Origin of the sequence: Pseudoalteromonas sp. 3D05 (genome assembly GCF_002723455.1) — a bacterium.
Taxonomy (GTDB): domain Bacteria; phylum Pseudomonadota; class Gammaproteobacteria; order Enterobacterales; family Alteromonadaceae; genus Pseudoalteromonas.
On sequence record NZ_PDUS01000022.1, the window covers coordinates 43,748 to 67,859 of the forward strand.

The 24,112-nt window shown below is 40.2% G+C and carries 16 protein-coding genes; 5 read left to right on the forward strand and 11 right to left on the reverse strand.

Annotated elements, in window-relative coordinates; translation table 11 throughout:
- Positions 1–7: 7 nt before the first annotated feature.
- From CSC79_RS17625 to CSC79_RS17640, 4 genes are all read right to left on the reverse strand, one after another.
- Positions 8–1,522, reverse strand: coding sequence for a SpoVR family protein (locus CSC79_RS17625; protein WP_099297056.1), 1,515 nt, complete (start codon positions 1,520–1,522; stop codon positions 8–10).
- Between the two features lie 21 nt (positions 1,523–1,543).
- Positions 1,544–2,827, reverse strand: coding sequence for a YeaH/YhbH family protein (locus tag CSC79_RS17630; protein ID WP_099297058.1), 1,284 nt, complete (start codon positions 2,825–2,827; stop codon positions 1,544–1,546).
- A 31-nt stretch (positions 2,828–2,858) separates the two neighbouring features.
- Positions 2,859–4,781 (reverse strand): PrkA family serine protein kinase, encoded by a 1,923-nt coding sequence (locus CSC79_RS17635; protein WP_099297060.1) that lies wholly within the window; start codon positions 4,779–4,781, stop codon positions 2,859–2,861.
- 308 nt (positions 4,782–5,089) lie between these two features.
- Positions 5,090–5,671 (reverse strand): Fe-Mn family superoxide dismutase, encoded by a 582-nt coding sequence (locus CSC79_RS17640; RefSeq protein WP_099297062.1) that lies wholly within the window; start codon positions 5,669–5,671, stop codon positions 5,090–5,092.
- 275 nt (positions 5,672–5,946) lie between these two features.
- On the opposite strand from CSC79_RS17640, the gene CSC79_RS17645 reads away from it, so the two are divergent.
- A complete protein-coding gene (locus CSC79_RS17645) occupies positions 5,947–6,285 on the forward strand; it encodes a Grx4 family monothiol glutaredoxin (protein WP_099297064.1) in 339 nt (112 codons plus the stop codon).
- 48 nt (positions 6,286–6,333) lie between these two features.
- Here CSC79_RS17645 and CSC79_RS17650 read toward each other — a convergent pair whose 3' ends face one another.
- The 6 genes from CSC79_RS17650 to CSC79_RS17675 form a co-directional block, all read right to left on the reverse strand.
- Positions 6,334–7,650 (reverse strand): ATP-binding protein, encoded by a 1,317-nt coding sequence (locus CSC79_RS17650; protein ID WP_099297066.1) that lies wholly within the window; start codon positions 7,648–7,650, stop codon positions 6,334–6,336.
- Positions 7,650–8,978: a sigma-54 dependent transcriptional regulator gene (locus CSC79_RS17655; protein ID WP_099297068.1), complete on the reverse strand. Its 1,329-nt coding sequence runs from the start codon at positions 8,976–8,978 to the stop codon at positions 7,650–7,652. Before CSC79_RS17655 ends, CSC79_RS17650 begins: the two co-directional genes overlap by 1 nt.
- A gap of 82 nt (positions 8,979–9,060) precedes the next feature.
- Positions 9,061–10,266 carry an FtsX-like permease family protein gene (locus CSC79_RS17660; RefSeq protein ID WP_099297070.1) on the reverse strand — a complete coding sequence of 402 codons (1,206 nt, stop codon included), beginning with the start codon at positions 10,264–10,266 and terminating at the stop codon, positions 9,061–9,063.
- Between the two features lie 9 nt (positions 10,267–10,275).
- On the reverse strand, positions 10,276–11,589 hold the full coding sequence (locus CSC79_RS17665; protein ID WP_099297072.1) for an ABC transporter permease: 1,314 nt from the start codon (positions 11,587–11,589) through the stop codon (positions 10,276–10,278).
- A 3-nt stretch (positions 11,590–11,592) separates the two neighbouring features.
- On the reverse strand, positions 11,593–12,303 hold the full coding sequence (locus CSC79_RS17670; protein ID WP_099297074.1) for an ABC transporter ATP-binding protein: 711 nt from the start codon (positions 12,301–12,303) through the stop codon (positions 11,593–11,595).
- Positions 12,304–12,340: 37 nt separating this feature from the next.
- A complete protein-coding gene (locus CSC79_RS17675) occupies positions 12,341–13,594 on the reverse strand; it encodes an HlyD family efflux transporter periplasmic adaptor subunit (protein ID WP_099297076.1) in 1,254 nt (417 codons plus the stop codon).
- Between the two features lie 775 nt (positions 13,595–14,369).
- Between CSC79_RS17675 and gltB the strand changes: the two genes are divergently transcribed.
- From gltB to CSC79_RS17700, 4 genes are all read left to right on the forward strand, one after another.
- Positions 14,370–18,827: a glutamate synthase large subunit gene (gltB, locus tag CSC79_RS17680; RefSeq protein ID WP_099297078.1), complete on the forward strand. Its 4,458-nt coding sequence runs from the start codon at positions 14,370–14,372 to the stop codon at positions 18,825–18,827.
- 9 nt (positions 18,828–18,836) lie between these two features.
- Entirely contained in the window at positions 18,837–20,252 is a 1,416-nt protein-coding gene (locus CSC79_RS17685; protein ID WP_099297080.1) for an FAD-dependent oxidoreductase, read from the forward strand.
- A 129-nt stretch (positions 20,253–20,381) separates the two neighbouring features.
- Positions 20,382–22,550, forward strand: a complete 2,169-nt coding sequence (locus tag CSC79_RS17690) for an ATP-binding protein (RefSeq protein ID WP_099297082.1) — start codon at positions 20,382–20,384, stop codon at positions 22,548–22,550.
- Positions 22,551–22,873: 323 nt separating this feature from the next.
- Entirely contained in the window at positions 22,874–23,554 is a 681-nt protein-coding gene (locus CSC79_RS17700) for a response regulator (RefSeq protein WP_099297086.1), read from the forward strand.
- Positions 23,555–23,604: 50 nt separating this feature from the next.
- On the opposite strand, the gene CSC79_RS17705 is transcribed toward CSC79_RS17700, so the two are convergent.
- Positions 23,605–24,081 (reverse strand): hypothetical protein, encoded by a 477-nt coding sequence (locus CSC79_RS17705; protein ID WP_099297088.1) that lies wholly within the window; start codon positions 24,079–24,081, stop codon positions 23,605–23,607.
- Between the last annotated feature and the right edge of the window lie 31 nt (positions 24,082–24,112).

Consider the following 24,112-nt stretch of genomic DNA (forward strand, 5'->3'; position numbering starts at 1 on the left):
CAATGTTTCATTCAGTACTATGGCGAGAGTCGTCCATCGGACATTGACCCAGTGCTGTTATCTCCCCAGAGTGGGACTGTTGTTCTAGCTTTACTTTAAAACCCCACAATCGATATAGGTGCTTAAGAACTTCATCCTGAGATTTCGCCAGCGGGATGTGTTGATGGGGAACATATCGAAGCGTTAATGAGCGATCGCCTCTAATATCTACATCATATACTTGTATGTTTGGTTCATGATTACTTAGGTTATATTGTGCAGATAATGACTCTCGCACTTTATGATAACCACTGTCATCATGAATCGCGCCAATCTCTAAAGTAGGCTCTTTTTCATGGTCAATAATAGTAAATAATTTAAAATCACGAATAAGCTTAGGCGATAAAAACTGGCTGATAAAACTTTCGTCTTTAAAGTTCTCCATAGCAAAATGCAAAGTATCCAGCCAATTACTGCCAGCATATTCAGGAAACCAGCGTCTATCTTCTTCAGTCGGGTTTTCACAGATGCGCCTAATGTCCACCATCATATTAAACCCGAGTGCGTAAGGGTTAATACCTGAATAATATTTACTATTATAAGGCGGCTGATATACAACATTGGTATGGCTTTGTAAAAACTCTAGCATGAATGAGTCGGTCAGTTTCCCTTCATCATAAAGGTGATTCAAAATAGTGTAATGCCAAAACGTAGCCCAGCCCTCATTCATAACTTGGGTTTGCTTTTGCGGATAAAAATACTGCGATATTTTTCTCACAATACGAATTATTTCACGTTGCCATGATTCTAATAACGGCGCATTTTTTTCAATAAAATACAGAATATTTTCTTGTGGTTCTGAAGGAAAGTTATGTTCACTTTTTTTCGCTTCCTGATGCTGAACAGGAATAGTACGCCAAAGTTCATTGACTTGTGATTGCATGTATTCTTCACGCTCTTGTTGACGCTTCTGTTCTTCAAATAAAGATATTTGCTGCGGGCGCTTATACCTATCAACGCCGTAATTCATTAACGCGTGGCAAGAATCTATCAGGGTTTCGACTTCGTCGATGCCATACTTTTCTTCACAACGAGAGATGTAATTCTTAGCGAATAGCAAGTAATCGATTATTGAGCCTGCATCGGTCCATGTTTTGAATAAGTAGTTCCCTTTAAAAAAAGAATTGTGTCCGTAGCATGCATGGGCCATGACAAGTGCTTGCATTGGTAAGGTGTTTTCTTCCATTAAATAAGCGATACAAGGGTCTGAATTAATCACAATTTCATAAGCAAGACCCATTTGTCCTCGCTTATAATTTTGTTCTGTTTGAATAAACTTCTTTCCATAAGACCAGTGACTATAACCAATAGGCATACCCACACTTGAATAGGCATCCATCATTTGCTCAGCAGTAATAACTTCAATCTGGTTTTGGTAAGTATCTAATCGATAATGCTTAGCAACACGTGCAATTTCATCTTGATATTGTTGCAATAACTCAAACGTCCAGTCAGGACCATCACTCATACGTTGATCGGTCATATAAATACCTCATTGTGCAGGTTACGCAGCACCTTGATGTTGACGATTCTTCTTAAATAGCTCTCGAAAAATAGGGTAAATATCTTCAACACGCTTAATATGCTGTATGGCAAAGTTGTCGTATTTTTGGCAGAGGCTCTGGTATTCTCGCCAAAGACTTTGATGAGCGCGAGTCGTGATCTCTATATAGGCATAATAACGTACATCGTCGAGCAGCTTATTTTGCAGGATCTGCGAACACTGTGGTGAATCATCGGCCCAGTTATCACCATCAGATGCTTGTGCGGCATAAATATTCCATTGTGATGCGTTATAGCGCTCTTGAATTATTTCATTCATGAGCTTCAACGCGCTTGAAACAATGGTACCGCCGGTTTCCTGTGAATAAAAAAACTCTTGTTCATCCACTTCCTTTGCTTGCGTATGGTGGCGAATATAAACCACCTCTATATCTTTGTAGCTTCTTGTTAGAAACTGATAGAGCAAGATGTAAAAACGCTTAGCCATATCTTTGGTTGCCTGATCCATTGATCCAGACACATCCATAATACAAAACATAACCGCTTTGCTGGTGGGGTGGGGCTGCTTTTCATAGTTACGAAAGCGTAAATCATAGTTATCTATAAAGGGCACCGCCTTTATTTGCAGTTCTAATTGCGCAATCTCTTGTTCAAGTAAAGTAATTGCAGCTAAGTCAGGCTCAGCTTCTGCAAGCAAAATTTCGCGCTGAAAATTAAGTTCTTTCAAACGGCGCTTTTTACTTGCACTCATTGCAACACGCCTCGCTAAAGAGCCTTGTAATGAGCGTACTATGTCAATATTACTGGGCATACCATCACTACAAAATCCCGCTCGGTGAGTTTTCATTTGTACCAGCTTATCAAGTTGATTTTGCTGCAGGTTAGGCAGCTCTAAGTCCTCAAATAATAAGTCTAGGTATTCGTCTTTAGAAATAGAAAAAACAAAATCATCTTCTCCTTCACTAGAGTCACTTGCTTCACCCTCTCCAGCGCCTCCCCCTTGTCCTCCCTGAGGACGCTTAACTTTATCACCCGTTGAGAATTGATCATTCCCTGGGTGTATTTGCTCTCTATCACCGCCTCTACCTTGATGAAAAATCGGCTCACTAATATCTCTTTGTGGAATCGAAATACTTTCGCCACTACTGGTATCCGTTACGCTACGTTTGTTTACAGCATCAGATACCGCTTCTTTTATCTGTTTCTTATACCGTCTTATAAAGCGCTGACGGTTAAGCGTACTTTTATTTTTACCGTTTAGACGACGGTCTATAAAATTCGCCATATTGACCCCCTAAAATGCCCCTACCATTTTATTACTGCGACTTACGAACACGTAAGTACCACTCTGACAGCAAGCGAACTTGTTTTTGGGTGTAGCCTTTTTCGACCATGCGATTGACAAAGTCTTCATGTTTTTTCTGATCTTCAGCCGATGTTTTGGCATTAAATGAAATAACAGGTAATAGCTCTTCGGTATTTGAGAACATTTTTTTCTCAATAACCGTTCGAAGTTTCTCATAACTTGTCCAAAGTGGATTTTTACCGTTATTGTGAGCGCGAGCTCGAAGAACAAAATTAACTATCTCGTTTCTAAAATCTTTGGGATTAGAGATCCCCGCAGGTTTTTCAATTTTTTCAAGCTCCGCATTAAGTGCTTCGCGATTAAATAACTGGCCGGTATCTGGGTCGCGATATTCTTGGTCTTGAATCCAAAAATCGGCATAGGTAACGTAGCGGTCAAATATGTTTTGTCCATATTCAGAGTAAGACTCAAGGTAAGCGGTTTGTAACTCTTTGCCTATAAATTCAACGTATTGAGGTATCAAATAGCCTTTCAAATGGCTTAAATAACGCTCCTCTACATCAGCCGAGAATTGCTCTCGCTCTATCTGTTGTTCCAATACATAAAATAAATGTACAGGGTTAGCTGCAACTTCAAGCGTGTCAAAGTTAAATACGCGGGACAAAATTTTAAAGGCGAAACGGGTTGATAGTCCAGTCATCCCCTCATCAACCCCCGCATAGTCACGGTATTCTTGATACGACTTTGCCTTGGGATCAGTATCTTTCAAAGTCTCCCCATCATAAACACGCATTTTAGAATAGATGCTGGAATTTTCTGGGTCTTTTAGGCGTGATAGGGTGGTAAACTTGGCGAGAGTTTCAAGCGTCCCTGGTGCACATGGCGCATTATACAACTCGCTGTGTTCAAGTAATTTATCATAAATTTTAATTTCTTCAGACACACGTAGGCAGTAAGGTACTTTTACTATGTAGACACGATCTAGAAACGCTTCATTGTTTTTATTATTTTTAAATGTTTGCCATTCAGATTCATTCGAGTGAGCTAAAATCATACCATTGAAGGGCAGAGCACTGATGCCTTCGGTGCCGTTGTAATTACCTTCTTGGGTCGCTGTTAGTAGAGGGTGCAGCACTTTGATAGGCGCTTTAAACATCTCAACAAACTCCATTAACCCTTGATTCGCGAGACACAATGAGCCCGAATAAGCGTAAGCATCAGGATCGCTTTGGGCAAAATGCTCAAGTTGACGAATATCTACTTTACCAACCAGTGCAGAAATATCTTGATTGTTTTCATCGCCGGGCTCAGTTTTTGCAATTGCAATTTGATTTAAAATTGAAGGGTAGCGTTTCACTACTTTAAACTGACTTATATCACCATTAAATTCATGTAGGCGTTTAGTTGCCCATGGCGACATGATTGTTTTTAAGTAACGCGGTTTAATGCCATATTCTTTTTCAAGTACGCCTGCATCTTCATTCACATCAAATAATGCTAAGGGGTGATCATTAACAGGTGAACCTTTGATTGAATAAATAGGGACTTGTTGCATTAAATATTTTAGTTTCTCTGCGATCGAAGATTTACCACCGCCAACAGGCCCAAGTAGGTAGAGTACTTGTTTACACTCTTCGAGACCTTGCGCAGCATGTTTTAGGTAAGAAACGATTTGCTCAATGGCGTCTTCCATTCCATAAAAGTCATTAAACGCGGGATACCGGGCTACAACACGGTTTGAAAATAGTCTACTCAGTCGCGCGTCTGTAGACGTATCAATCATTTGTGGTTCACCAATTGCCATTAGTAATCGTTCCGGGGCACTGGCATAGGCAGACTTATCGGTTTTACAAATTTCTAAGAATTCAGCAATGCTGTATTCTTCTTCTTGTGCCGCTTCGTAGCGTGCTTGGTAATGCTCAAAAATACTCATGAAGACCTCCAAAAAACCTGCTTAAACTAGGTGCTGAATTATTAAAAGTAAGCAAAGGCTATTTAAAGCTTAGTCATGAATTTGGATTTTTGTGCAATAAAATTAAAAATTTATCTTAGGGTTTTATGAGGACTTATTTCAAACGATTACTTTCAATACACCTTGTTGCTTACCTTGCGTGGGTACGGCGTTCAAATAGAGGAAATATATTTTTAAGGAGGGTGGTCAATATTACAAAGCAATTTTTAATAACAAAAAAAGGTGCCGAAGCACCTTTTCTATTAGTAAACTCTAAATAGGTTACTAAATTACGCGAAGTTTGCGTTTGCGAATTCCCAGTTAACTAGAGACCAGAAACCTTTAAGGTAATCAGGACGCACGTTACGGTAATCGATGTAGTATGCGTGTTCCCATAAATCAACAGTAAGAACAGGCGTAACGCCTTCATCAGTTAGTGGTGTAGCAGCATTAGACGTATTAACGATGTCTAGTGAACCATCTGCTAATTTAACTAACCACGTCCAGCTTGAACCAAAGTTATTTACTGCTTTATCATTTAATGCATCTTTAAACGCATCGAAAGAGCCCCACTTAGCATTGATCGCGTCAGCGATTGCGCCAGTTGGTTCGCCGCCACCGTTCGGAGAAAGGCTGTTCCAGTAGAAAGTGTGGTTCCAGATTTGAGCTGCGTTGTTAAATACGCCGCCCTCTGAAGAACAAACGATCTCTTCAAGTGTTTTGCCTTCAAATTCAGTGCCAGGGATCAAACCATTTAATTTAACAACATAAGTGTTGTGGTGTTTGCCGTGGTGAAACTCTAGTGTTTCTTTTGAGATGTGTGGCTCAAGTGCATCAATTGCATATGGTAGTGACGGTAGTTCAAATGACATTTTTATCTCCATCTTCTTTTGGTTGATAGTCCGTTTGGTAATACGTAATGCCTGCTTGAACAGACCACTTATCTATACCAAACAGAATTATAGTGTTACTATAATTGTTGAGTATTTTACTCAAGTTTTAGCAAACAGCAATGCAAAACAGCAATGCAAATGCAAGACTATTTCGATTGCGGCTTTATTTGCCCATTTTAAGATACATATATGAGGCTTAATGAAAATTTTTCAAGCCATGAATATGTTCAGCTATCGTCACTTTGAGGTTGTAGATGGAAACCATTGATAAAATTAAACAGCAGATTTCAGAAAATCCAATTATCCTTTATATGAAAGGCTCACCTAAATTACCAAATTGTGGTTTTTCTTCACAGGCGTCTCAAGCTCTAATGTCTTGTGGCGAACCGTTTGCGTATGTTGATATTTTACTAAATCCAGACATCCGTGCTGAACTTCCAGCTTATGCTAACTGGCCAACATTCCCACAGCTTTGGATTGAAGGTGAGTTGATTGGTGGTTGCGATATCATCATCGAAATGTTCCAGCGTGGTGAGTTACAACCATTGATTACTGAAACAGCAGCAAAGTTCAAAGAAGCTGACGCTGAGTAATCCTGATTGCCAGTTAGAATGTTTAAAAGCCGCTGTTTAGCGGCTTTTTTATTGGGTGTTATTAGGCAGTATTATGTGTACGCTTAACCCGCCTGTAGCTTGATTATGCAAACTTATCTGCCCATGGTGTGCTTCAACGATTTCTCTGCATAATGCGAGCCCTAAACCACTACCGCTTGATTTTGTTGAATAAAAAGGGATCAGTGCATTGGCCATCACTTGCTCACTCATTCCTTTGCCTTGGTCACTTACGATAATTCGGGTATTGTTATTATCTTGTGCTAGTGTGATTGTAATATGCTCAGCTTTAGAGCCCGATTCATGCGCATTCTTCAACAGGTTAATTAGTAATTGTTCAATCTGAGTTTGATCTGCAAACGTTGTTACTGCGGTTTGCTCTGATAAATTAAATGACCATTGATTTTGTAGTTGCAAGAATAATGTTGGCCAATTTATTTTAGAAAGCTGTGGTGTGGGGAGTTTGGCAAACTTACCGTAACCTTGAACAAATTCGTTTAAGTGTTTAATACGCTCTTCAATGGTTGAAAATACGCGGCTTAGTCTTGGCTCATCGACTTTCGCACTGAGAATTTTTCCGCTGTGTAACATGGATGACATAGGCCCGAGTGAATTATTGAGCTCGTGGCTGATTATACGTATCACTTTTTTCCAGACTTCCACTTCTTGGCGGCTTAGTTCGCGAGTTAATTGTTTAAATACATATAAAGTATGAAACTGATTATTGAGTAACAGTTTGCCAGTGGCTAAATGCCACGTTTGCGATTCTTGTTGTTGATTATCCAGGGTAAATAAACCGTCAACTTCGCGCTCAAGGGCATTAATTAGCTGTGGATGGGCATTGGCAAATAGCGCCGAAAACTGACTGCCTTCAAGTGACGTTTTAGCATTGAGTAAGTCTCTGGCGCTGTGGTTACTGTAAACGATAAAGCCTTGGTCGTTTTTTAAAATAACCGCTTGCGGTGAGCTTTGTAGCACTTTATCTAGCATCAATTCACGTTGATAAATCCATTGTTTCTCTTGGCGCAGTTGTTTTGCTGTTTGATTATAAAGTTCGCATAATCTCCCAATTTCATTGTTTTCATCATAGGCAAGTAATGATGAAAGTTCCCCATCTTTAAAATTAAGCAATCCTGTCTCTAATGAATGTATTCCTTGCATTAGTGGATTAACCAACCGCAGTGATAAGTAGCTGGTTATCAGTACAGAAAAAACACTGAAAGCAAGAGCCAGCTGCCATGAAAGATCTGTAATCCAACTAATTAGCAAAATTGGGACGAGTGCGGCAACAACACTTATAAAAAGCAAACCATAGCGAATACTCATAAATCGATTGTTAATATTCATCAATAATCAATCTCAAATTTTTGCAAACGTCTATACAGTGCTTGCCGACTCATACCAAATTGCCTCGCAACCTTTGCAATTACTCCTTGATGTAGGTGCATGGCCTGCTCTATATCGTGTTTTGTCACCTCAGTTTTAGTGCTCAAATTATTCATTTTGGGTGTTTGTAATGCAAAATCAGCCAAAGTAATAATACCTGATGAGTTTAATACGGCCGCGCGTTTACATGCATTTTCTAGTTCACGAACATTGCCAGGCCAACTGTGGGTTAATAATGCTTGCTCTGTTTCAATGCTAAGCTCTCTATTGTTCAAAAAGTGATTTGCTAGTACCAAGATGTCATCTGGACGCTCAGCAAGAGCGGGTAAATTTAACTCAATGACATTCAGGCGATAGTATAAATCTTCTCTAAATTTACCCAGCTTAATAGCGTTTGCCAAATTTTCGTTGGTTGCTGAAATAACTCGCACATTAACTTTTCGTGTTTGAGTCGAACCGAGTCGTTCAAATTCACCCGTTTGTAAAACGCGTAGCAACTTCATTTGCCCTGACAGAGGTAGATTGCCAATCTCATCTAAAAACAATGTTCCCCCATCAGCTGCCTCAAAGCGGCCAATACGTTGTTTGGTTATTCCTGTGTATGCACCAGCTTCGGCGCCAAATAATTCTGCTTCAATTAATTCACTGGGCAGGGCACCGGCGTTTACTGTTATAAAGGGGTGATCGTGCAATAAAGAATTGGCTTGAATTATATGTGCTATTCGCTCTTTACCGCTGCCATTGGGGCCTGTTATGAGCACTGAAACATCCGACTTAGCTACTTGGATGGCCATTGTGAGAATATTTTCCATGGCCGTACTTTTGTAAACTAACCCGACGAGTTCTGCATTGTTTATACTTTTATCACGTTCTTGTTGATGACGCTTATAAATTGCGTTTTGTTGTTTTGCCTGACCAAGTTCGATCAAGTTACTGACACACGTTAGCAGCTTTGTATCATCCCATGGTTTGGGTAGGTAATCTGCGGCACCTGCTTTAACAAGCTCTATGGCTACTTCAAGCTCTGTCCATGCAGTGATCAAAATAATGGGTAAGTGTGGATTGAGTTGCCTTAATTGATAAAAAAGCGCTTTACCTTCTTCACCAGAGGTTGTGTCTGCAGTGAAGTTCATATCTTGGATGACCAACGCAATACGTTGATATTGCACCACTTGAATGGCCTCAAATGGATTAGTGGCAGTCACAACAGCAAAGTCATGAATTTCCAGTAGTAATGATAGCGCCTCTAAAACAGCGGGGTTATCATCAACGATAAGTATTTTTTCCATGAGAATATAATCGCTGTTTTTATTATCTTTATTTAAAATGCTACACGGTATTAAACCAGTGTAGCATAGGTTGGGAATGGCTTTATATGGTTCGCGTAGCAATGCTAGGGGATATATTCGCCGCACGTCTGGCTGGACCAAATACTGCTAGCAAACTCATTACAAACACCATAATTGCGGTGCCTACTATATAACTTGTTGGTAATGCAGCAATTGAAAAATGTTGCATGAGCAATTGGCCAAGTAATAAGGCTGCGATACAACCTAATATTAAACCAAAGCTACAGATCATGGCGTTTTCAACTAAAAAATAGCTAATGATGGCAGATTTTCTCGCGCCCAATGCACGACGGGTACCAATTTGTTTAGTCCGCTTACTGATATTAAATAAAGTTAAGCCGAATATACCCAGAGCAGTTACCAGTACTAATATAGTGATGAGCACAATTAACATACGCATCATTAAGGTGTCTTGCGCCATGTAACTTTCTTTGGCTTCATCTAAACCTCGGACTCTTACAATTACGCGTTTGTCATAGTTTTTTAGCATCTCATCTTCAATTGTACTCGTTAATTTTGCGCGTTGGCTGGCATCAGTACGAACGATAAAGTTACCTGAAATATTTGGGTTGATGTAAGGGATTAAAGCAACACTATCAGGGCGGCTATCTTTGAGCCAAGGGCCTTTAGTTTTTTTGATAATACCCACTATTTTAAGAGCAATATCACCTAAATATACGGTTTTACCTAAAGCATCTGCATCAGGAAATAACTCATCGGCTAGTACTTGGGTAATGATAGTTACATTAGCACGTTGCTCATTATTATCAGTTACAATAACTTCACTTTCGTTGAAGTTTCGTCCAGCAGCAAGTTCAAGTCCTAATGTATTTAAAGCATGGTCATCAGTAAAAAAATAGGACGTTCTGGCTGAAAGCCCGGGTTCAGGAGCTGGGTTAATACTAAAGTCAGACGCACTGCCACTCCCTGAAAGCGGTGTATTACTAATATAAGCAGCATCAATTACGCCAGGTAACCTACGTAACATTGCTTCGTCCAACTCAAACTGCTGGTGGCTAGAAACATCATCACCAAATAACATGACGTGGAATGAAAATATTTCGTCTTCAGGGTAGCCTGTTTCTTGACTTAAATAGCTCACTTTATCTTCAATTATAAATGCAGCATTACTGACAATCGCGGTGGTGATAGCAATTTGAAGTAATAGCAATAAGGCGCCTATTTTTGAGCGACATAACGCGTGAAAAATTGGTTTTATCTCTAACATAATTTGCCCCTATTGGCTCTTTAGGTAAATTGCAGGGTTGGTTTTACAAACTAACCAAGCAGGGTAGAGCCCGGCTAAGATGCAGGTTGTAATTGCAATAATGGGTGCACTGAGTAACATAGTGATATCCATAGTGGCGATTGATGAGTAGTAATCATAGCTTTGACGAACACCCCACAGCCCTAATTGTGCAAGTACGATACCGATTAAGCCACCGAAACATCCGAGCATTGCAACTTCAACAAGGTGCTGTAAAAATACTTGCCGTTTACTAGCCCCTAAAGCGCGGCGTACACCGACTTCAGGCGCGCGACGTAAAAATTTTGCTAACAATAAGCCAAGAATATTGGCTAAACAGACGGCTAAAAACATAAAACTTAATGCGACCAAGATTTTATTGTCTTCACTGATTACATTGTTGTATTCCATCCATTGGTTAACATCGCGTAAGCTGTAAATAAGCTCTTTGCGATTGAAACGGCCACGCTTTTGTTGCTCTTCCATATAGGCCATTAAAAAGGTTTCATAGTCTTGTTTTTGCTGTGCGTTGTTTAATTCCACCCAAAATTGAACCCATACCATTTCTGACTGTAGCTTCGCTTTAAAGCTTCTAACGTCTTCATGTTTCCAGCCATTGGTATTACCCCAGTTGCCAAATTCTCTCGCTTCAACAAGGCTAAATGGTAAAAACATGCTCTCAGGCTCGTTAAAGGCTCCATTATTTAAATCGTAGTATTTAACGACTAAAGGCCAGTTCTTTGTTACGCCAATAACTTCATAGCTTTCGTTATCAAGGTAAATGATATTGCCGACAGAATTTTCACCAGCGAATAGCCTTTCGTTCAACTCTTCACTTATGACAACGACAGGAGCTGCATTTTCTTCTTGCTGTTGCGACCACTTATTGCCATATAAGAACTCAAGCTGAAACATGTCAAAAAATTCAGGTGTGGTCATCCGCGCACTTTTGCTAAAAGGCTTAACGGTGTCTGAGTCGGTATAGATAGAAAAGCCACTACGCACCATACTCAAGCGGTTACCTTCAGTATTAGCACGATATAAGTTGGTCGCATCTTTGTATGTCAACTGCAGTGGTAAATTATCTTTTGTCCACCATGTGTTGCCATCATCCATTATTTGCATTTGAACACTAAACAGCTGGCTGCTTTTACTAGGGATTGGGTCGCTCGCCATCATGTGATAAACACTGAGGCTTGTCATGGTGACACCAATGCCAATAGCAATTGCTAACACCATCAAACTGCTGACCAATGGCGTACGTTTAAAACTACGCCAACTTAAATCAAAGTAATGTAATAGCATGGCTTACGCTCCAGCAACATTTTTAAGGTTTTGCGCGCCTTGGTACAAGGTAAAATCGGCGAGTTGACCATCGACTACTTGAATATTACGGGGGGCGCGGCGGGCGAGTTCGGGGTCGTGTGTGACCATCACAATGGTTGCACCATCGCGATTTATTTGTTCAAGTAATTCCATCACTTGGCGTGCCATTAGGCTATCTAAATTACCCGTTGGTTCATCAGCGAGTAAAAACCTTGGTTCACCCGCCAGCGCTCGTGCGATCGCAACCCGTTGTTGTTGACCGCCAGACAGTTGCTGCGGTAGATGCTTAGCACGCGAGGCAAGGCCTACTTGCTCTAAACATTGTTCAATTCGACGTTTACGTTCAGCTGCTTTAATACCTCTATAGCGCAAAGGTACTTCAATGTTCTCGTATAAATTCAAATCAGGAATGAGGTTGAAGCCTTGAAATATAAAGCCAATTTTTTGATTACGAACATCAGCGCGCTGGTTATCGTTTAATTTGCCAACATCAATACCGTCAAGTAAGTATTCTCCTTCAGAGAAGGGCTCTAGCATGCCAGCGATGTTTAAAAATGTTGTTTTACCTGAGCCACTAGGCCCTGTTACCGCAATAAATTCACCTTCATCTACTTGTAAACTAAAGTCTTTCAATGCATGTGTTTGTACCATTTCAGTTTGATATATTTTACTAATGTTGTTCATTTTTAGCATGATTGTGTCCTTTTATTGTTTTGTTTAAACGCGACTATTAGCGGAGTAATAAGGTTGATGCGTTTTTAAAATTGTCATAAGTTGAAATTATTAGTTGATCGCCGGGTTCTACACCTGTGATTATTTCGACGGCATTGATACTTGTTGCCCCAATAGATATATCAATTAATTGTGCAGAGTCATTTACAACCTTATAGGCTCGAGTTCCTCCTTGTTGTAGGAATGCACCACGTTTGACCTGCAACACATTGTCGCGGTTTTCTAATAGTATACGGGCGGTCAATCGTTGATTTTGACGAATTCCTGTTAGTTCTTTATTAAACCTGACCCGAGTGGTGACTTCTCTGTTATTAACTTCGGGTGAAATTGCACTAAGCGTTCCTAACACTTTACTAGCCCCTAATGTGAGCTCGACTGTCATGCCTAGCCCCAGTTCATTTGCATAACTTTCAGGGACCTGCAGTTCTGCCTCAAAGTTACTCAAATCAACCAAGGTCATTAACGGTTGGCTTTGCGTAACCGCTTCTTTTTGTTGTACTAATAAATTGCCTACAATACCGGAAACGCTAGCTTCAATAGTCAGGTTGCTAACTTGTCGGTTTAGTTCGTCAACAACAAGCTGTTGCCGTGCTAAATCTCGTTCAGCGGCTTGAAGTTCAAACGCTAATGTATCCTTAGCTAACGCTACCTCTTGTTGGGCATGTTTGTATGAAAGCTTTGCGCGAGCTAAATCATCGACTGCTTTTTCTAGATCAATTTGGCTAATTAAATTTTTAGAAATTGAAAGTTTAGCGCGGCGGTTTTCCCTATCAGCAGCATTGAGTTCAACTTGAGCGAGGTCGAGAGCTTTAGTTAAACTCAGTTTTTGTCTGCGCGCTTCTAGGTGTTTGCGTTTAAGCTCACCGTCTAGGCGCGCTAATACAGATTGTTGTTGCTTTAATTCGTTCGTGAGTTCAGGGCTTTCAACAATAGCAATAATCGCTCCCTTATTAACGTTATCGCCTGCTTTTACTCGTAAATCCACATAGCCTCGTTCTGGGCTGTAAATTTTTGGTGCATTTGCAGCGACGATTTTGCCACTGGCAGAAACATCCCTAATTAATGTAGCCCGAGTTACGTGGGCAATCTGCAATGTATCTCTATCAACAGAAAATGCCCCTTTTTCAGTGCCCATAAATGCCTGAGCACACAATGCAACAAGCGACATGATTGCTGCCCCAATAATGAGCGGTTTTTTATAGCTTTTAGTTCGGACAACAGAAGTGTCCTGTGCGCTAGTGTCTTTTATCATGAGACTTCCTTTATTTTTTATATTTATTCTTCGAGGTAGGTAATCATTAAGCTCACGGCAAGCATGGTAATTGGCGAGACTAAAAACAAACTGAGAATAAACATAATGGTGTCCTATTAATATCTTAGTTTTATGTATTCGATTACTGTGCCAAGTTTCAAGTTATTGATTTATTGTATTAAATGTTTTTACTTGCCCTATTTAATGTGTCCGCGGACAGTAAATGTGTCCGCAGCGGACACTTTTTTGAGCATTCCCTTAAGGTCAATTTCATAGTGCTTTTATGTAAGGGAAGGTAAATAGCCCGATTATCACAAAGTGGTATTTATGCATTTATGTGTTTTTTATGCAGCTCAACAGAGTTATGCCTTGAGTCAATTTGTAAAAGTGCATCTTAATTACGCCATTTATAATAAGTAAAAATTCGACACTCAATGGAAAAAAGCGATGGACATCACTCAAACTCGATAGTGAATATTTATGCATTTTATGGCGTCTTTACGTTTACGTAAACTGTGATTTTAAAAGTGTCGTTTTTTACAAGTTGTTAAATTTGACACCAGTGTCATAAAAAAATAATGGGTGTTTATTGGCTAAATGTTAAAAATTGGCACGAAATAAAAAGATTGTACTTGCGTGAGAAATATTCAAGAATATGAATATGTATTCATAATGCTATTGACTCTATGTACAATTGGCGATAGTTTTGACCGTCTGCTAGCAAACCGTCGAGAAGATCTTTAATAGCTAGCTGTTGTAGCAAGGGGAGGGGTCTATGTTATACGACTCAAAATTAGAAAAAGATAATTGTGGCTTTGGCTTAATAGCCCAGGTTAATGGTCAGGCTAGTCATCGCTTAATAAGAACAGCGATCACCGGCCTTGACCGTATGGAACACCGTGGTGGTATTTCTGCCGATGGTAAAACAGGCGATGGTTGTGGTTTATTGTTACAAAAACCAGACAGCTTTTTTCGCGCGATCGCCAGTGAGCAAAATTGGCATTTAGGTAAAAATTATGCAGTTGGCATGATTTTCTTAAACGCAGATCCAGTACTTGCACAAACTGCCAAAGATGTATTGAGTGAAGAACTCGAAAAAGAAACGCTTAATATTCAGGGTTGGCGTGTTGTGCCGACAGATGCATCGTGCTTGGGCCCTATTGCCAAAAAACAACTACCAAATTTTGAACAAATTTTTGTAAGTGCGCCTGAGGGTTGGCGTCCGAAAGATTTAGAGCGCCGCTTATACGTCGCACGTCGTCGTGCTGAGAAACGTTTAAGCGACGATGAAGGTTTTTACATAGCGAGCTTGTCTGGGTTAGTGACCATCTACAAAGGCTTAATGATGCCGGTAGATTTACCTAACTTTTATTTAGACTTAGCTGATATTCGTATGACCAGTGCGATATGTGTTTTTCATCAACGCTTTTCAACAAACACACAGCCACGCTGGCCACTTGCTCAACCATTTCGTTATTTAGCGCACAATGGTGAGATCAATACGATTCAAGGTAACCGTCAGTGGGCGCGTGCGCGTTCGTACAAGTTCGCCTCGCCACTTATTCCTGACTTACAAACAGCAGCACCCTTTGTTAATGAAACAGGCTCAGATTCATCAAGTTTAGATAACATGCTTGAGCTATTTTTAGCGGGTGGCATGGATTTATTCCGTGCTATGCGTATGCTTGTGCCACCTGCATGGCAGAAAAACCGTGCAATGGATGATGACTTACGTGCGTTTTATGACTTTAACTCAATGCATATGGAACCGTGGGATGGCCCAGCGGGTATCGTTATGTCTGATGGTCGCTTTGCGGCCTGTAATCTAGACCGTAACGGCCTTCGTCCTGCGCGCTATGTGATCACACAAGATGGCTTTATTACCCTTGCCTCTGAAGTGGGTATTTGGGATTACACCGCTGATGAAGTCGTTGAAAAAGGCCGTGTTGGTCCGGGTGAACTGTTAGTTATTGACACACATTTAGGCAAAATTTGGCACTCTGATGAAATCGATCAAGATTTAAAAGCGCGCCACCCCTATAAAGCATGGCTGCAAGAGAATGTGAAACGATTAACACCGTTCGAGCAGTTATCAGAGCAAGATGCAGGTAATCGTTCATTTGACGATCACACCTTACTTAAATACCAAAAAATGTTTGGTTTTACTAACGAAGAGCTCGACAGTGTTATTCGTGTAATGGGTGAAATTGGCCAAGAAGCAACGGGCTCGATGGGCGATGATACGCCATTTGCCGTGCTATCTGAAGGTAACCGTTCGTTGTTTGATTACTTCCGCCAAAAGTTTGCGCAAGTAACCAACCCGCCGATCGACCCTCTTCGTGAAAATCACGTTATGTCACTGGCTACTTGTATTGGTAGTGAGCAAAACGTGTTTAACGAAACCACAGGCCACGCTAAACGCTTGCAGTTTGATACACCGATTTTGATGTACGCTGACATGCAGCAGTTACTAAGTGCCGACCAAGCGCATTACAGCTACTGTAAAATTGACATTACTTATAGTAAAGAAGAAGGCTTAGCTAATGCGGTCACCCGCATTTGTGATGAAGCGCAAGAAAAAGCGGCTTCAGGCTGTGTAATGTTATTTCTAAGCGACCGTAATTTTGATGAAAATCAATTACCAATCCCAGCAGCAATGGCTGTTGGCGCTGTACAAAAACGCCTTGTAGATAACAACTTACGCTGCGAATCAAATATCATCATTGAAACAGGTAGTGTTCGAGATGCGCACCAATTTGCCGTACTAATTGGTTTTGGTGCAACGGCAATCTACCCATACCTTGCGTATGAATCATTGGTTGCAATGAGCGACTCAAAAGTGATTAAGAAAAGCTACTGCGAAGTGACCCTTGCTTATCGTAATGCGATAAACAAAGGCTTATACAAGATTATGTCGAAAATGGGCATTAGTACCGTTGCGTCATATCGCTGCTCAATGTTGTTTGAAGCGGTCGGTTTGTCAGACACAATAGTTGATACGTGTTTCAATGGCGTAGCTAGTCGAATCAAGGGCGCATGTTTTAGCGACTTTGATGAAGACCAACGTAAACTTCATCAGTTAGCACACAGCAAACGCAAGCTATTAAGCCATGGTGGTTTATTAAAATATGTACATGGCGGTGAATACCACGCTTACAACCCAGACGTTATTCAAACATTGCAAAAAGCAGTGCGTTCAGGTGACTACACTGATTACAGCGTCTATGCTGATTTGGTTAATAAACGCCCAGTATCTACATTGCGTGACATGTTGGCGCTTAAATTGCCAGATAAAGGTATCAGCATTGATGATGTTGAGCCTGCTACTGAGCTATATAAACGTTTTGACTCTGCGGCAATGAGTATTGGTGCGTTGTCACCGGAAGCACATGAAGCACTGGCCATCGCAATGAACCGCTTAGGCGGTAGTTCGAACTCCGGTGAGGGCGGTGAAGACAAACTACGCTACGGTACAGAGAAAAACTCGCGTATTAAGCAAGTTGCCTCGGGCCGATTTGGTGTAACACCGCATTACTTACGCAGCGCTGATGTCATTCAAATCAAAGTAGCGCAGGGTGCAAAACCAGGCGAGGGCGGCCAGTTACCGGGTGAAAAAGTAACCCCGTATATTGCTAAGCTACGCTATTCAGTACCCGGTGTAACGCTTATTTCGCCTCCACCACATCACGATATTTACTCAATTGAAGATTTAGCCCAGCTAATTTTTGATTTAAAACAAGTAAACCCTAAAGCGCTGATCTCGGTCAAACTAGTATCAGAGCCAGGTGTGGGGACGATTGCAACGGGTGTTGCAAAAGCCTATGCCGATTTAATTACAATATCGGGTTATGACGGTGGTACAGGTGCAAGTCCATTAACATCCGTGAAGTATGCAGGTAGCCCATGGGAACTTGGTCTTGCAGAGACCCAACAAGCATTGGTTGAAAATGGCTTACGTCACCGTATTCGTCTACAAACAGATGGCGGGTTAAAAACAGGTTTAGACATTATAAAAGCGGCTATTTTAGGGGCAGAAAGCTTCGGCTTTGGTACTGGCCCTATGGTGGCATTAGGGTGTAAATACTTACGTATCTGTCACTTAAACAATTGCGCGACCGGTGTTGCAACACAAGACGATACACTGCGTCAAAAGCATTATCATGGTCTGCCAGAAATGGCGATGAACTACTTTAAGTTTATTGCACAAGAAGCACGTGAAATCATGGCAAGCCTTGGTGTAGCAAATTTAACCGACTTAATTGGTCGCTTAGATTTACTTGAAGCGATTGAAGGCAAAACCGCGAAGCAACAAAAGATTGATTTATCATCTGTGATTGCTCAGCCAAATAACCCAACGGGTGAAACGCTTTATTGCAGTGCGCCAAACTCGTCACATTACTTAGGTAAGTTAAACGAAACGCTGCTTGAAAAAGCACAACAAGCAATCGATGAAAGTACGGGGATTTCGCTGGTTAATCGTATTTGTAATACCGATCGCTCAGTGGGTGCCATGCTATCAGGTTATATTGCTGACAAACATGGCAACCAAGGTATGGCAGCTGATCCTGTATCAATTGAATTGCACGGTACTGCTGGTCAATCATTTGGTGTGTGGAATGCAGGCGGACTTGAAATGACGCTTGTAGGTGACGCTAACGATTATGTTGGTAAAGGTATGGCTGGCGGTAAGCTGGTTATTCGTCCGCCGCTAGGTTCATCATTTCAAAGCCACAAAGCGACGATTGCTGGTAACACGTGTTTATACGGTGCAACAGGCGGCAAGTTATTTGCTGCAGGCTGTGCAGGTGAGCGTTTTGCTGTGCGTAACTCGGGTGTGCAAGCAGTGGTAGAAGGCCTAGGCGATAACGGCTGTGAATACATGACCGGTGGTGTTGTGTGCGTACTTGGTAATGTTGGGGTTAACTTCGGTGCGGGTATGACAGGTGGTTTTGCTTATATTTTAGATGAGCGTAACGACTTTGAAAAACGCATTAACCCAGAGTTGGTTGAAGTTGTGCTATTGGATGAACTCAGTTCTCACCAAGAACACTTACGCGGTCTAATTGCCGAGCACTTAGAGCTAACAGGCTCAAGTCGTGCAGAGAATATTTTAGCTAATTTTGAAACTTACTTACCTAAGTTTAAGTTGGTTAAACCAAAATCAAGTGATGTGAAAAGTTTACTCGGGCATCGCGCTCGCAGTAGTGCAGAACTTCGTGTTCAAGCACAGTAAGGGGGTAGTATGAGCGAGAATGTATATCAATTTATAGACGTGCAGCGGGTTGATCCGCGAAAGAAACCTATTTCGTCACGTAAGAAATCGTTTGTTGAAATTTACGAACCCTTTTCAGAGACTCAAGTAAACTCTCAAGCTGATCGTTGTTTAGATTGTGGTAACCCATATTGCGAGTGGAAATGCCCAGTACATAACTATATCCCACAGTGGCTCAAGTTAATTCGTACAGGCCGTATATTAGAGGCCGCAGAGCTGTCTCACCGTACCAATAGTTTGCCTGAAGTATGTGGACGTGTTTGTCCACAAGATAGATTATGCGAAGGCTCATGTACGTTGGATGAAGAGTTTGGCGCAGTAACTATCGGTAATATCGAAAAGTATATTACTGACACGGCATTTAAAATGGGCTGGAAGCCTGACATGTCCTATGTGACATGGACAGATAAAAAAGTAGCCATTATTGGTGCAGGCCCAGCAGGTCTTGGCTGTGCTGATATTCTAGTGCGCAATGGTGTAAAACCGGTCGTATTTGACCGTCACCCTGAAATTGGTGGGTTATTAACGTTTGGTATTCCTTCTTTCAAACTTGAAAAAGAAGTGATGCAAAAGCGCCGCGAAATATTCACTGAAATGGGCGTTGAGTTTAAACTTAACGTCGAAGTCGGTGTTGATATCACCATGGATGAGATTTTAGCTGATTACGATGCTGTGTTTTTAGGTGTGGGTACATATCAAAGTATGCGTGCAGGCCTTGAAAACGAAGATGCACCGGGTGTACATGATGCATTACCGTTCTTAATTGGCAATACCAACCGCGTAATGGGCTATGACGAGACAAACCAAGCTTATATTGATATGGCTAAGCAAAAAGTTGTGGTACTTGGGGGTGGTGATACAGCTATGGACTGTGTTCGTACATCGATTCGCCAAGGTGCTGACAAAGTAATTTGTGCTTATCGCCGTGACGAAGAAAATATGCCTGGTTCAAAGCGTGAAGTTAAAAACGCCAAGGAAGAAGGTGTGGAATTTACCTTTAACGTACAACCTACAGGTATCGAACTTGACGATAAAGGTCATGTTGCAGGCGTTAGAATGGTTAAAACTCAAATGGGTGAACCTGATGAGAATGGTCGTAGCCGCGCAGAAGTCGTACCTGGCTCAGAGCATGTAATCGAAGCCGACCAAGTACTTATGGCGTTTGGCTTTAAGCCACACAAAATGGATTGGTTAGAAAAATACGATGTTGAAATTAACCATTGGGGTGGCATTAATGCACCAGAGCAAGGTGATTTTACCCATCAAACCACAAATCCAAAAATCTTTGCTGGTGGCGATATCGTTCGCGGCTCAGATTTAGTAGTTACGGCAATCTTCGAAGGGCGTAATGCCGCTGAAGGGATCATGGACTACTTAGAAGTATAACGTTTTGAAAGTTTAAGAATATGAAAAGCAAGCCTACTGGCTTGCTTTTTTATTATAAACAGAATTTTATATCGCAAACTGTTATTATTAAATCAATAAAATAACTCACAGTATGGACTTGTAGAGTAAATGAAATTATTGATCAAACTCATTTTAGCTTTAAGTGTATTTACAGCTCCGGTATTAATTGCAAATGAGATAACACAATTTGATTCGTTTGTAGCCGCAATAAAAGAACAAAAAGATAAAGAAATGCTGGCTCAAGAAGGAGCAAGGTTGCTTGAAAGTGAGCTTGCTGATAGCCAACGTGTTTTCGTTCTTCACAGAGTTGCACTACTGCACAATAAGCTGGGAGATTTTACTAAAGTAGAGAATTACTTGAATCAACTTGAGGAGTTGCTTACGCGGTTTAAAAGTTCTGAATATCAGGGGAAATTATTTATTACTCGTGGAGATTTGGCTATAAATCTCGGGCAATTTATAACAGCACAACGAAATTTTGAGCAAGCAATTAAATTCTTTGAAAAAACAAAAGACCATCGGATGCTAAGCCATAGTTTACGGTTTTACTCTTTTGCTCTTAAAGAGAGCGGTAAATTTAGTGAAGCGATGCGAGCTGTAGAAAGGGCCAAAATTGCGGCGACTATGGCAAATAACACACCTGTTACCATGGCTGCTTATAATGCTGAAGCAATGATTTATAGTGATCTAAAGTTGCCTGTTAAAGCGTTAGAAATTCAGTTAGATCTCTTAGATTATGTAACGAATCAGGCAGAATCCCCCGAAAATTGGTATGGTCAATTATATTACAGTATTGGTAAAAGCTATGCAGATTTAAAAGATCATGAAAAAAGCCTCGATGCGTATTTAAATGCATATAAGTATGACAAAAAAACTCAGTTTTTTAATTATGCGGGGTCTGACCTAATTAAAATAAGTCAACAGTTGATGGCTCTTGAACGATATGCTGAAGTACCCGTTTTTTTAGAAGAGGCGTTGACGCTTTTCACTGAGTTAAAAAGTGAAAGAAATATTGCATGGACTAAAGGTAATCAGGCTGAGTTACTTACACATACACAGCAATACGCAGAGGCTATTCTTCTTTTTGAAGAAGCACTTGAAAGCTTAGATAAAATTGAAAGTAAGGTACTACATCAACAGCTTTCACTATCTTATGCTAAAGCGCTTGTGGGTAATAATGATCATATGAAGGCTCTGAAGATTTTAAATAAGCTCAATACCAGCGGTGTTACACAGAGTTCTCAACATACATTAACAAACTTATTAGCCACAGTTTATAGCCAACTAGGTCGTTTTGAAGAAGCCTTTGCTATGAAAAATATGGCATACAATAAACTAACAGACGAAATGAATAATGAGAGTAACTCACGCGCGCTAGGGTTAGCAGCACAAGCGCAATACCAAACGTCTCAGATCGAATTAGCCGAAATGAAAGCAGAGCAGGAAGTTAATGAAATTAAAAATCAGCAAAATATGTTTATTGCTGCTGGTGTGGCGCTGATACTTCTACTCAGTTTTATTGGCTTGTATTTACTCTATCGTCAAAAACGCAAGTTGGCTCAGCAAGAAGCGACAATATTAAATAAGTCGCTTATGATGAAGGACCAATTATTAGCGGATGTATCACACGAGCTTCGCACACCTTTAACGGTGTTAAAATTAAATATAGAGTCACTAGAGCATAACTTGATAGATGATCCAGACGCGACATATAAACTCTTACATGTCAGGTTGGACAGCCTAAATAAATTAATCTCTGATATATATGAACTTGCTCAGGCTGATAGTGGATATCTAGAGTTACAAAGGGTGCAGTGTGATGCGCATGAGCTCGTTTCAAGCTTCTCAAATGACATTGAACTGTTAGTGACTAAAGCGGGTTTATCATTTGAAAGTAAAGTTGATATACAATTAAACGCTTCAGTATCAATTGATGTTCATAAATTAAATCAGGTTATTTATAATCTCGCGCGCAACAGTATTAACTACACAGATTTACCAGGTAAAGTAGAGTTTAGTAGCGAGATCATTAATAACGATTTGATTCTATGCTTAAGTGATTCCAGTCCAAGTGTCAGTGTAAATGATTTAGATAAAATCTTTGACCGTTTATACCGTTGTGACAAATCAAGAAGCAGAGAATCCGGTGGTTCAGGCTTAGGACTGGCAATAAGTAAAAAAATAATATCTTTACATGGGGGGACTATCAACGCATCGCTAAGTGAATTAGGCGGCGTCAGCGTGCTCATTACTGTTCCTTTATACTTAAATAAATAACATCTTATGACATTATCCATATTCTCTCCATAATATTGAGTTGTAATAACCATATTAGAATTTAAAACCAAAATAGTATTTTTGGTGTAAACTTATATGGATAGCGCTTAGATATGTCAGTTTCTTATACAAAACTATCGACCCTTGGCTTTATCAAGTCAACAACACCCATTGAGCAGGATTTACTTTGTGAGTTGGAAAATAGTGATGATATATATGATGTATTATCAATGTTGTTATTTGACGAAACATTATCATTAACTTTTAGATGCTCGATAAAAAAGCATTTAAAAACAATTCAAATAAAATAAACAGGCTCATTTATGCATCATGTTTTAATTGTTGAAGATGATATTGATATTGCTCAACAAGTAATGCTTTTTTTTAAAGCGGCAGGTTTTAAGTCAACACATATTGATGATGGTGCAAAAGTTGTCTCTTGGGTTAAAGAAAATAAACCCGATACAATAATAATGGATGTAATGCTACCTAATCAGTGTGGGGTCGAGTGTCTAAAGAAGATTAGGCTTTTTTCGTTAGTACCTGTAATTATGGTTACAGCCAAAGTTGCTGAGTCAGACCGATTAAAAGGGCTTGAACTGGGGGCTGATGATTATGTTTGTAAACCCTTCAGTGCGGCTGAGTTAGTAATGCGTGTGAAAGCTATATTACGCCGGTGCTCACAAAATCAACATACAGAGGCTGAGCAGGCCATCGAAATAAACACTGAAAACCTAACTGTAAAATTAAAAGGCAACTTGCTTGCTCTTACTAAAGTAGAATTTGACATTTTTTCACTCCTGTATAAATCACCAAGCCGTGTGTTCTCTAGACAATATATTCTTGAATATGTGCAACCGAGCAACTTGGATATCACCGACCGAGTGATTGATAGCCATATTAAAAACATCCGCAAAAAACTTAAACACTTAAATTTCTCTCCTAAAATAGTTGGCTCTGTATATGGAGCCGGCTATTGCTTCAATAAAGATGAAATAGCTTAACCAGTCAATAAAAAAGCCAGTATTCTATTACTGGCTTTTTGCAGTTTAAATTACACCTTACACCTTGTGCTTTGCATACTGGTTGCTTTTGGCCCGGTGAACAAATTTATCAATAAGTTGTAATTTTCTATGAGCTTTGATTCATGTTCTTTACGCGATGGACACAAAGTATTTTGAATATAGTTGCTCAGATAGGGCTCTTCTATAGGAAGCAGCTCCGGTAAGTTGATATAAATACTTATGTTATTACCATTGAAGTCTGAATGACTTAAATACCATCTTCCTGCTTTCAATTTTTTACTAAAATACTGCTGAATAATTTGCTTTTCTTGAGCTGAGAGTTCTTCTTGTTTGTTTGATTTTATGAAGCTGGATAATATTAAAAATGCTGATCCAATCGCTACCGAACAAATTAAATAGCAAGGCAGTAAGTCAGCTATTGTTTTCTTTTTTTTAAGTGAGAGCTCTCTATGGCGTTTATCAATTATCTTTACCCAATCTCGGTGTTTTAATGTTTGCTGTGTCATGTTTTCTCTCCATCACTGTATTGTTACATTT